The sequence below is a fragment of the Streptomyces sp. NPDC051133 genome (assembly GCF_040682635.1).
In the GTDB taxonomy this organism is placed as follows: domain Bacteria; phylum Actinomycetota; class Actinomycetes; order Streptomycetales; family Streptomycetaceae; genus Streptomyces.
Map to the genome: position 1 here is coordinate 174,857 of NZ_JBFBBK010000006.1, position 10,962 is coordinate 185,818.

Consider the following 10,962-nt stretch of genomic DNA (forward strand, 5'->3'; position numbering starts at 1 on the left):
GCATGGGCAATCCCGAGGCATCCGCCGCGGTCGGGGCGTACCGCACCCTGGTCCCCGCCGGCCTCAGACGCCGCATCGCACGCCGGGTCCCGGCGGGACTGCGCACGGCGCTGAAGCAGCTGCTGCGCCGGCTGCACGCCGTCACCCTGGGCGCCCGGCTGTTCCGCGGCGCCCGGGCCCGGCGCCGCTGGCCGCACCTGTTCCGGGCCGGTGAACGGCTCGCCGCGCTCGCCGGGCACGGCGCCCGGATCGCCCTCGTCCGGCCGACCGTGTCACCGCTCGGCCTGCGCGAGGCCAACCTGGAACTCGTCGTCACCGCCCTGGAGGAGGCCGGTGTCGACTACTTCGCGGTGCGCGGTGCCTCCGACTTCCGCTCCTGCCTGGCCGTCGCCGAGAGCGACCGCGAACGGGTCGGGCGGGTGCTGGAGCGCTGCGCCGAGCGCAGCCCCGTCTACCTGCGCGCCTGCCACGGGGAGAGCGCGCAGGGCCGCACCGTGCTGGCCGGCTCGCCCGGCGGCCGGCGCACGGCCCGCCAGGCGGGCGTCCTGCGGGTCGGCATGGTCTGGAGCGACCCGGCGGGCTCCCTGGTCCTGGGCCTGGAGCACGGCTGCGACGTGGAGTTCTGGCGGCCCGAGGACGGACGCCTGGTCGCCCCCCGCCCCAACCGCGTCACCGAGGACGTCGCCCTGGACGAGCCCCGGGTGACCGTCCCGGTCAGCCGGCTCACCGGCTTCGCCGCCCTGCACACCCGGCGCACCCGCTCGGTGCGCACCATCCGGCCCTGCGCGGACGCCCTGCCCGAGGACGTGCGCTTCCCGGTGGACGTCGTCTACACCTGGGTCGACGGCAGCGATCCCGCGTGGCAGCGGCGGCGCGGCGCCTACGGCCAGGGCGGATACCACACCGAGTCCGCGAACCCCGCCCGCTACATCAGCCGGGACGAGCTGCGCTACTCCCTGCGCGCGCTGGAGCAGAACGCCCCCTGGGTGCGCCACGTCTTCCTGGTGACGGACCATCAGCGTCCGGACTGGCTCAACGACGGCCACCCGCGCCTGACCGTGGTCGACCACTCGGAGATCTTCGACGACCCCTCCGCGCTGCCCACCTTCAACTCGCACGCCATCGAGAGCCGCCTGCACCACATCAAGGGCCTGTCCGAGCACTTCCTGTACTTCAACGACGACATGTTCCTGGGCAGCCCCGTCACCCCGCAGGACTTCTTCCTCTCCAACGGCATGACGCGCACCTTCTTCTCCCCGTCCCAGGTGCCCCGGTGGGACCTCAGCCCCGTGGACCGCCCGGTCGACGCGGCCGGCAAGAACAACCGGCGCCTGCTCCAGGAGCACTTCGGCAGCGCCATCGTGCAGAAGCTGCGGCACGCTCCCTACGCGCTGCGGCGCAGCGTGCTGCACGAGATCGAGCGCGAGTTCGCCGAGGAGCACCGCAACACCTCGCGCAGCAGGTTCCGCAGCGCCGCCGACATCTCCATCCCCTCGTCGCTCTACCACTACTACGCCTACTTCACCGGCCGCGCCGTGCCCTCGAACATCACCTTCGCCTACCTCGACCTCGCCAAGCCGGAGATCCAGCGCCGGCTCGGCATCCTGCTGGCCCGCCGCGACCGGCAGGCGTTCTGCATCAACGACACCCTGTCCGACGGCCATGACGTCGACCGCCAGACGAAGATGCTGAAGACGTTCCTGCGCACCTACTACCCGGTGCCGAGTCCCTTCGAGCGCAAGGAGGGCGAGGTCCGGTGAAGATCTCCTTCCTGATCAACAACATCTACGGCATCGGCGGCACCAACCGCACCGTCATCAACCTCGCCGAGGCGCTCGCCGTCCGGCACGACGTGGAGATCGTCTCGGTCTTCCGGCGGACCACCGCCACCAAGTTCGAGATCTCCCCGCGCGTCACCGTCCGCGCCCTCGTCGACCTGCGCCCCGGCTCCGCCGACCGCGACGCCGCGGGCAGCGACGAACCCAGTGACGTGGTGCCGCGCCAGGAGGAGTTCTCCGCGCAGTACAGCAGGTTCACCGACGGGCGCATCATCCGCGAACTGCAGCGGACGTCCGCCGACGTGGTCGTCGGCACCCGGCCCAGCCTCAACCTCTTCGTCGCCGCCCACACCCGCGACGGCGCCCTGCGCGTCGCCCAGGAGCACATGACGCACCTGGCCATCCCCCCGGCGGTGCGCGCGGAGATGGCCCGGGTCTATCCGCGGCTGGACGCGATCACGACGGTCACCGAGGCGGACGCCCGCTCGTTCACGGAGAACACCCCGATCCCCGGCATCCCCGTGGTCGGCATCCCCAACAGCGTGCCCGAGCCGTCCGTGGAGCCCTCCGACTGCTCGCGCAAGGTCGTCGTCAGCGCGGGCCGCATGCACCACATCAAGCGGTACGACCTGCTGATCCGCGCCTTCGCCGAGCTGGCCGGGGAGTTCCCCGACTGGCAGCTGCGCATCTACGGCGACGGCGGCGAGGCCGGCAAGCTGCGGGCCCTGGTCACCGAACTCGGCCTCAACGGGCGGGCCCTGCTCATGGGCGGCTTCTCGCCGATCGAGTCCGAGTGGGCCAAGGGCTCCATCGCGGCCGTCACCTCCAGCGCCGAGTCGTTCGGCATGACGCTGGTCGAAGCGATGCGCTGCGGCCTGCCGGTGGTCTCCACCGACTGTCCCGTCGGCCCCCGGGAGATCCTGGCCGACGGCGAGGACGGCTTCCTCGTGCCCAACGGCGAGGCCGAGGGGATCGCCCGGGGCCTGCGCCGCCTGATGGCCGACGAGTCCCTGCGCCGCACCATGGGCGCCGCGGCACTGCGCAACGCGGCCCGCTACGACCCGGCCGCCGTGGCCGACCGCTACCTCGACCTGTTCGAGGACGCCGCCCGCCGCCGCGCCGCCGCCGCCGAGCGCGGCTACCGGGCCCCCGCCGGCCCGCGCAAGGCCGGAGCCGACCGGCTCACCGTGCCCCCGACCGCGATCGACGCGGCCACCGTGGACGTCACCGCCGCCGACGCCGGCTGGCTGCGCTTCAGCGCCGACGGGCCCGCCGAGGGCCGCCGCCGCTGGCAGTTCGTGCTGCGCCACCAGCCCGCCGACGGCGACCGCCGCCCCGACCTGCCGCTGCGCACCTCCCGCACGGGCCTGGACAACGGCGGCACCCGCTACACCGCCGTCCTCACCCCGACGGCCCTCGACGACCTCGGCGACGGACGCTGGCAGGTGACCATGAGCACCCCCAAGTCCTCGCCCGTGCACATGAAGGCCGGCGTCCGCGACACCCGCGCCCTCATCGACGCCCGCGCCCGCCTCGTCGCCCGCCCCCCGGCCGGCCCGATCGCCTGGAACCTGCCCTACGCCCAGCCGAACGGCCGGCTGATGCTGCGCACGGTGCTGCGCGAGGAGCACGTGGAGTGCACCGGTGTCGAGGCGGGCGACGGCGTGATCACGGTGCGCGGGGTGCTGTCCGGGGGCCGCCGGATCGAGCCGGGCGCCCTGTTCGTCGTCAGCCGCCGCGGCCGGCACGGGCGGAACTTCTCCGTGCCCGTCCAGATCCTCGGCCGCCAGTCGTTCCGCGCCGAGGCACCGCTGCGCCAGGTCGTCGACCACCGCCTCGAACGCTGGGAGGACTGGGACTGGTGGCTGCAGCCCGACCCGTTCGACCGCCGCAAGGTGCGCGTGTGCCACCTGCTGGAGGACTTCCCCGACGTCAAGGGGGCGTACGTCCACCCCTCGGTCCCGCTGGTGGGCGACGAGGCCTCCCCCTACGCCGTGGTCCACCCGGCCCGCCCGGTGTGGGTGCGGCCCTACTGCTCGGCGTCGGGTGCCATGGCGATGAACGTGGTGGACCGATGACGCCCGCCACCGGCGACGACCCACGCGAACGCGACGCCCGAGGAGGCCCGATGACCACGTCCACCCGTTCGATCCTCCACATCGTCGCCCACCAGGACGACGACCTGTACTTCATGAACCCCGACCTGGTGCGCTCGCTGCAGGACGGCGACCGGATCACGACCGTCATCCTCACCGCGGGGGAGGGCGACGGCGTCAACGCCGACACCAATGATCCCCAACGCCACGCCGTACCCGCCGACTTCGCCCGCTACAGCACCGAGCGCGGCTGCGGGCTGCGCTCCGCGTACGCCCGTATGGCCACCGGCGACCGTGACCACCCCTGGCGGCGTGAACCCGTGGACCTGGTGCCCGGGTTCGCCGCGGAGCGGTTCACCCTGGCCGGGCAGGACTCCGTGTGCCTGTACTTCCTGCAGCTGCACATGGGCGCCCCCACCGAGCGCGGCACCCGCACCCGGCTCCACGACCTGTGGGAGGGCGCCCTGCGCACCCAGGCCACTCTCCCGGTGCACGGCTGCACCGTCGGCGAGGTCCAGCACATCACCCGCGAACAGGTGATCGCCGCACTGACCGCCCTCCTGGTCCACGTCCGCCCCACCGCGGTGCGCACCCTGGACCCCGACCCGGAACACGACGGCGGCCGGGACGAGTTCGTCTGCTCCGACCACGTCGACCACACCACCACGGCGCAGTTCGCGCTGGCCGCCCTCGCCCGGCACCGGGAGGCCGGCCACGCTCCGGTCGTCGAGCACTACCGCGCCTACGCCAACCGCTTCTGGGGCCACAACCTCGACTCGACGGCGATCGGGGAGAAGGCCGAGTACCTGGCGACGTACAGCGGTCTGGACGCCCCGAGCGTCTGCCCGCACGGCACCTGCGGCACCTGTGGCGACCGGCAACTGGGGCCGAACCCGCGGCGCAGCACCCACATGAACAGCGTCGCCTACCGCTACTCGCCCACCACCGACTGGCTGCGCCTGGGACCGGGCGGGCGGCTCAACGCCTTCGGGGTACTGGCCGGCCGGCTCGCGTTCTGGACGGAGACCGGCCCGGCCGGCGGCGAGTGGAAGGGCCCCTTCGTCCTCGGCGACGGCTGGATCGCGCCGACGCTCGCCGTCACCGGGCTGCCGGGAGGCCCGGCCGAACTCGTGGGCCTGCGCCGCCAGAACGTCGCCGGCAGCGGGGTGACCGTGGACGTCGTCCACACGGTCCAGGACCCCGGTGGCAACGGCTTCAGCGGCTGGCAGTCGCTGGAGAACCCCGACTGGGCGCACGGTGACGGACGCCGGCAGCGGGAGGTGGGCGTGCCGGCCGCCGCGGTCGACGCGGCCGGCCGGCTGTACGTCTTCGTCCGCGACTTCGACCAGGGCATCAGTCTGCGCCGGCGCGACACCGACGGCCGCTGGGGGCCCTGGGAGAGCATCGGCGGCCGCTTCGTCCAGGACGCGGGCACCGCCCTGACCACCGCACAGGGCACCGTGGAGCTGTACGTGCCCGGCAAGAACTCGGTCTGGCGCTGGCACCAGGCCGAACCCGGCGGGCCCTTCCTCCTCGACGAGACCCTGCAGACGGGCCGGCCGGCGACCGGCGGCATCACCGCCGTCGACTCGGGCGACGGCCGTACCTGCCTCTACTTCCGGGAGGCCGGCACCCAGCAGGTCATGGCGTACCGCCGGCACGCCGACGGCCGCTGGCCCGGCTCCGGCGCCGGGCTCGGCGGCCACGGCGGCACGGGCGCGGTCGCCGCGCTGTGGGCGCCCGAACGCGGCGCCCGCGAGGCCTTCCTGGCCCACCGCGGCAGCCGCGGGCGACTCGTCGTCTCCCTGCCCGACCGGGACAAGAACGTCTCCGGCACCCACTGGCACGAGTCCGGCGAGATGTTCGCCCACGCCCCGGCCATGGCTCACGACGCGGCGGGCGCCGTGGTCGTCGCGGTCATCGGCACGGACGGCGAACTGCACGTGCGCCGCCAGCTCGCCCCGGCGGTGGGCAGCCCGCTGGGGCCCTGGCGCTCCTGAGACGGCGGAGGGGCCTCCGCCCGCCGGCGGAGGCCCCTCCTTCACATCCGTACGACCGTCACGCCGGAACCGACGCCACGCCCTGAGCCAGGAACTTCTTGCCGTTCACGCGCTCCGAGACACCCTCGCGGTCCAGGTACGGCGTGATGCCGCCCAGGTGGAAGGGCCAGCCGGCGCCCGTGATCAGGCACAGGTCGATGTCCTGGGCCTCGGCGACGACGCCCTCGTCGAGCATGAGCCCGATCTCCTGCGCCACCGCGTCGAGCACGCGGTCACGGACCTGCTCCTCGGTGAGGACCGAGTCGCCCTGCTTCAGCAGCGCGGCGACCTCGGGGTCCAGCTCCGGCTTGCCGCTGTCGTAGACGTAGAAGCCGCGCTTGCCCGCCTTGACGACGGCCGCGAGGTTCGGGGAGACCGTGAAGCGGTCCGGGAAGGCCCGGTTGAGGGTCTCCGAGACGTGCAGGCCGATCGCCGGGCCGACCAGCTCCAGCAGCACCAGCGGGGACATCGGCAGGCCGAGCGGCTCGATCGCCTTCTCGGCGACCTCGACCGGGGTGCCCTCGTCGATGACGTTCTGGATCTCGCCCATGAAGCGGGTCAGGATGCGGTTCACGACGAACGCCGGGGCGTCCTTGGTGAGGACCGCGGTCTTCTTCAGCTTCTTGGCGACGGCGAACGCGGTGGCCAGCGAGGCGTCGTCGGTCTTCTCGCCGCGGACGATCTCCAGCAGCGGGAGGATCGCGACCGGGTTGAAGAAGTGGAAGCCGACGACCCGCTCGGGGTGCTTCAGCTTCGACGCCATCTCCGACACGGACAGCGAGGAGGTGTTGGTCGCCAGGATCGCGTGCGCCGGGGCGACCGCCTCCACCTCCGCGAACACCTGCTGCTTGACGCCGATCTCTTCGAACACGGCCTCGATGACGAAGTCCGCGTCCGCGAAGCCCTCGGCCTTGTCCAGGACACCGCTGACCAGGGCCTTGAGGCGGTTGGCCTTGTCCTGGTTGATCCGGCCCTTGCCGAGCAGCTTGTCGATCTCGGCGTGGACGTAGCCCACACCCTTGTCGACGCGCTCCTGGTCGATGTCGGTCAGCACGACCGGCACCTCCAGGCGGCGCAGGAAGAGCAGGGCGAGCTGCGAGGCCATCAGGCCCGCGCCGACCACGCCGACCTTGGTGACCGGGCGCGCCAGGTTCTTGTCCGGGGCGCCGGCCGGGCGCTTGCCGCGCTTCTGCACCAGGTTGAACGCGTAGATGCCGGAGCGCAGTTCGCCGCCCATGATCAGGTCGGCGAGGGCCTGGTCCTCGGCGTCGTACCCCTGCTGCAGGTCGCCGTTCTTGGCGGCGGCGATGATGTCCAGGGCGCGGTAGGCGGCCGGGGCCGCGCCGTGCACCTTGGAGTCCGCGATGAAGCGGCCCTTGGCGACGGCCTGGTCCCAGGCCTCGCCGCGGTCGATCACCGGGCGCTCGACCGCGATGTCGCCCTTGAGGACGTTCGCCGTCCAGACGAGCGACTGCTCCAGGAAGTCGGCGCCTTCGAAGAGGGCGTCGGCGATGCCGAGGTCGAAGACCTGCCGGCCCTTGAGCTGCTTGTTCTGGTTGAGGCTGTTCTCGATGATCACCGAGACGGCCTTCTCCGCGCCGATCAGGTTCGGCAGCAGCGCGCAGCCGCCCCAGCCCGGGACCAGGCCCAGGAAGACCTCGGGGAGGGAGAACGCCGGGATCGCCTTGGAGACGGTCCGGTAGGAGCAGTGCAGGCCGACCTCGACGCCGCCGCCCATGGCCGCGCCGTTGTAGTACGCGAAGGTCGGGACCGCGAGGCCCGCGAGGCGCTTGAAGACCTCGTGGCCGCCCTTGCCGATGGCGAGCGCGTCCTCGTGCTTCTTCAGCAGCTCGACGCCCTTGAGGTCGGCGCCGACGGCGAAGATGAACGGCTTGCCGGTGATGCCGGCGCCGACGATGTCACCGGCCGCGGCCTCCGCCTCGACCTGGTCGATCGCGGTGTTGAGGTTCGCCAGCGAGGCCGGGCCGAACGTGGTCGGCTTGGTGTGGTCGAAGCCGTTGTCCAGCGTGATGAGCGCGAAGCGCCCGGCGCCGAACGGCAGGTCGAGGTGGCGTACGTGCGCGGACGTCACGACCTCGTCGGGGAACAGCTCGGCCGCACCCTTCAAAAGCTCAGCGGTGGTGCTCACTTGTCCCCCTCGAAGTGCGGGTTCTCCCAGATGACCGTCGCGCCCATGCCGAAGCCGACGCACATGGTGTTCAGGCCGTAGCGGACGTGCGGCTGCTCCTCGAACTGGCGGGCCAGCTGCGTCATCAGACGGACGCCGGAGGAGGCCAGCGGGTGGCCGTAGGCGATGGCGCCGCCGTACTGGTTGACGCGCGCGTCGTCGTCGGCGATGCCGTAGTGCTCCAGGAAGGCGAGCACCTGGACGGCGAAGGCCTCGTTGATCTCGAAGAGACCGATGTCGGAGATGGACAGACCCGCCTGGGCGAGGGCCTTCTCCGTGGCCGGGATCGGGCCGTAGCCCATGACCTCGGGCTCGACGCCGGCGAAGGCGTAGGAGACCAGGCGCATCTTGACCGGCAGGTTGTTCTCGCGGGCGAAGTCCTCGCTCGCGATGATCGAGGCGGTGGCGCCGTCGTTCAGGCCGGCCGCGTTACCGGCGGTGACCCGGCCGTGGACGCGGAACGGGGTCTTGAGGCCCTGCAGGTTCTCCAGGGTCGTACCCGGGCGCATCGGCTCGTCGGCGGTGACCAGGCCCCAGCCGGTCTCACCGGCCTCGGCGTTGGTGCGGCGCACCGAGACCGGCACCAGGTCCTGCTGGATCTTGCCGTCGGCGTACGCCTTGGCGGCTTTCTCCTGCGAGCGCACGGCGTACTCGTCGGCGCGCCGCTTGGTGATGGTGGGGTAGCGGTCGTGCAGGTTCTCGGCGGTCATGCCCATGAACAGGGCGGACTCGTCGACCAGCTTCTCGCTGACGAAGCGCGGGTTCGGGTCCACGCCCTCGCCCATCGGGTGGCGGCCCATGTGCTCGACACCACCGGCGATGACGGCGTCGTAGGCGCCGAACGCGATCGAACCGGCGGTGGTCGTCACGGCGGTCAGGGCGCCGGCGCACATGCGGTCGATGGAGTAACCGGGCACGGACTGCGGCAGGCCCGCGAGGATGCCCGCCGTGCGGCCCAGGGTCAGACCCTGGTCACCGATCTGCGTGGTGGCCGCGATGGCGACCTCGTCGATCTTCTTCGGGTCCAGACCGGGGTTGCGGCGCAGCAGCTCCCGGATCGCCTTCACGACGAGGTCGTCGGCGCGGGTCTCGTGGTAGATGCCCTTCGGGCCCGCCTTGCCGAACGGGGTGCGGACGCCGTCGACGAAGACGACGTCCCTGACGGTACGAGGCACGATGGCTCTCCTCCAGGGTGCGGGATGGCACAGCTGCGACGCGCAAGCGCTGAGCGCGCGCTCAGGCTCATGCTACTTATGAGTAACGTAGCTGCACAGTCCTGGGCGGGGGAGCGGCGAAGGTCACACCGGCCGGCCCGCACCGCGGCGCGCGGTATGGCTGGATCTCGCTGTGCCGGTGGCGCCCGGAGGGGGCACGGAGCTGCATCGATGTGCGGCTCCGCCGCGTGGGCGCGGCCGGCGGCGCCGCACCTGCGGCCGCCGCGCGTCCCGGGCCGTCACGGTGCCTGCGTGCCCTTGGCGGCCAGCGCGGCGACCAGCACCGGCGTCACCAGCTCGACCTGCCAGGGCCGCGCTCCGTACCCCGCGAGCGCACCGGCCACGGACGCGGCGTCGACCGTCTTCGGCGGCTCCCAGCAGATGCGCCGGACCGTGTCCGGGGACACCACGTTCTCCTGCGGCATGCCGAGCTCCTCGGCGAGAGCCGTCACCCCCGTCCGGGCCGCGGACAGCCGGGCCGCGGCGGCGGGGTCCTTGTCGGCCCAGGCGCGCGGCGGCGGAGGCCCGGTCACCGGCTGCCCCGGCTGCGGCAGCGCGCTCTCGGACAGCGCCTTCGCCCGGTCGACCGCGGCCTGCCACTGCTCCAGCTGCCGCCGGCCCGTCCGGTGGCCGAAGCCGTTCAGCGCGGCCAGCGCGTGCACGCTGCCCGGAAGCGCGAGAGCGGCCTCCACGATGGCCGCGTCGCTCAGCACCTTGCCCGGTGACACGTCTCTGCGCTGGGCGATCCGGTCCCGCGTCTGCCACAGCTCCCGTACGACGGCCAACTGCCGGCGCCGCCGCACCTTGTGCATCCCGGACGTCCGGCGCCAGGGGTCCTTCCTCGGCTCGGCGGGCGGTGCGGCCGCGATCGCGTCGAACTCCTGCAGGGCCCACTCCAGCTTGCCCTGCCGGTCCAGCTCCTTCTCCAGGGCGTCCCGCAGGTCGACGAGGAGCTCGACGTCCAGGGCGGCGTAGCGCAGCCACGGCTCGGGCAACGGGCGGGTGGACCAGTCGACCGCGGAGTGGCCCTTCTCCAGGACGAAGCCCAGGACGTTCTCGACCATGGCGCCGAGGCCCACCCGGGGGAACCCGGCGAGCCGGCCGGCCAGCTCGGTGTCGAACAGGCGCGTCGGGATCATGCCTATCTCGCGCAGGCAGGGCAGGTCCTGGGTGGCCGCGTGCAGCACCCACTCGACGCCGGACAGCGCCTCGCCGAGCCCGGACAGGTCGGGGCAGGCGACGGGGTCGATCAGGGCCGAGCCGGCGCCCTCGCGGCGCAGCTGGACCAGATAGGCGCGCTGGCCGTAGCGGTAGCCGGAGGCGCGCTCGGCGTCCACGGCGACCGGGCCGGAGCCCGCGGCGAAGGCGGCGACCACCTCGGCGAGGGCGGCCTCGTCGGCGATCACGGGGGGAATGCCCTCGCGGGGCTCGAGAAGCGGAACCGGCGTCCCCGTCACAGAAGATCCGGCGTCGTCCGGAGGAGTGCCTCCGGTGGTGCGCAGGGCGCTGTCTGCTGCGGTGTCTTGGGCGTCGGTCACCTGTCAAGGGTATCCGTGTGTGGACGGCGCCCGTCGACGGAACGTCGCCGTACAGACCTGCACCCCGCCGAGGACGTCCACGGTCCGCATGAAGCTGGCGAAGTCGACC

The 10,962-nt window shown here is 72.8% G+C and carries 6 protein-coding genes; 3 read left to right on the forward strand and 3 right to left on the reverse strand.

All coding sequences use genetic code 11. The annotated features are described in order from the left end of the window. Positions 1-2 precede the first annotated feature (2 nt). From AB0N17_RS09645 to AB0N17_RS09655, 3 genes are read left to right on the forward strand one after another with little or no spacing between them, the layout of a single operon-like run. Positions 3-1,760 (forward strand): stealth family protein, encoded by a 1,758-nt coding sequence (locus tag AB0N17_RS09645; protein WP_366010678.1) that lies wholly within the window; start codon positions 3-5, stop codon positions 1,758-1,760. Continuing rightward, the gene (locus AB0N17_RS09650; RefSeq protein WP_366010626.1) at positions 1,757-3,856 is read left to right on the forward strand and encodes a glycosyltransferase family 4 protein; all 2,100 of its coding nucleotides are present in this window, start codon (positions 1,757-1,759) and stop codon (positions 3,854-3,856) included. Before AB0N17_RS09645 ends, AB0N17_RS09650 begins: the two co-directional genes overlap by 4 nt. Before the next feature lie 50 nt (positions 3,857-3,906). Beyond that, on the forward strand, positions 3,907-5,874 hold the full coding sequence (locus AB0N17_RS09655; RefSeq protein ID WP_366010627.1) for a hypothetical protein: 1,968 nt from the start codon (positions 3,907-3,909) through the stop codon (positions 5,872-5,874). Between the two features lie 58 nt (positions 5,875-5,932). Here AB0N17_RS09655 and AB0N17_RS09660 read toward each other — a convergent pair whose 3' ends face one another. From AB0N17_RS09660 to AB0N17_RS09670, 3 genes are all read right to left on the reverse strand, one after another. Further along, on the reverse strand, positions 5,933-8,062 hold the full coding sequence (locus tag AB0N17_RS09660; RefSeq protein WP_366010628.1) for a 3-hydroxyacyl-CoA dehydrogenase NAD-binding domain-containing protein: 2,130 nt from the start codon (positions 8,060-8,062) through the stop codon (positions 5,933-5,935). Next, on the reverse strand, positions 8,059-9,276 hold the full coding sequence (locus AB0N17_RS09665; protein ID WP_366010629.1) for an acetyl-CoA C-acyltransferase: 1,218 nt from the start codon (positions 9,274-9,276) through the stop codon (positions 8,059-8,061). The genes AB0N17_RS09660 and AB0N17_RS09665 overlap by 4 nt, the downstream gene beginning before the upstream one ends. A gap of 278 nt (positions 9,277-9,554) precedes the next feature. Then, positions 9,555-10,853, reverse strand: a complete 1,299-nt coding sequence (locus tag AB0N17_RS09670; RefSeq protein WP_366010630.1) for a ribonuclease D — start codon at positions 10,851-10,853, stop codon at positions 9,555-9,557. Between the last annotated feature and the right edge of the window lie 109 nt (positions 10,854-10,962).

Bases quoted from the DNA above. Each gene is read 5' to 3' on its own strand.
- AB0N17_RS09645 (WP_366010678.1), top strand. From the start codon at position 3: ATGGGCAATCCCGAGGCATCCGCCGCGGTCGGGGCGTACCGCACCCTG.
- AB0N17_RS09655 (WP_366010627.1), top strand. From the start codon at position 3,907: ATGACCACGTCCACCCGTTCGATCCTCCACATCGTCGCCCACCAGGAC.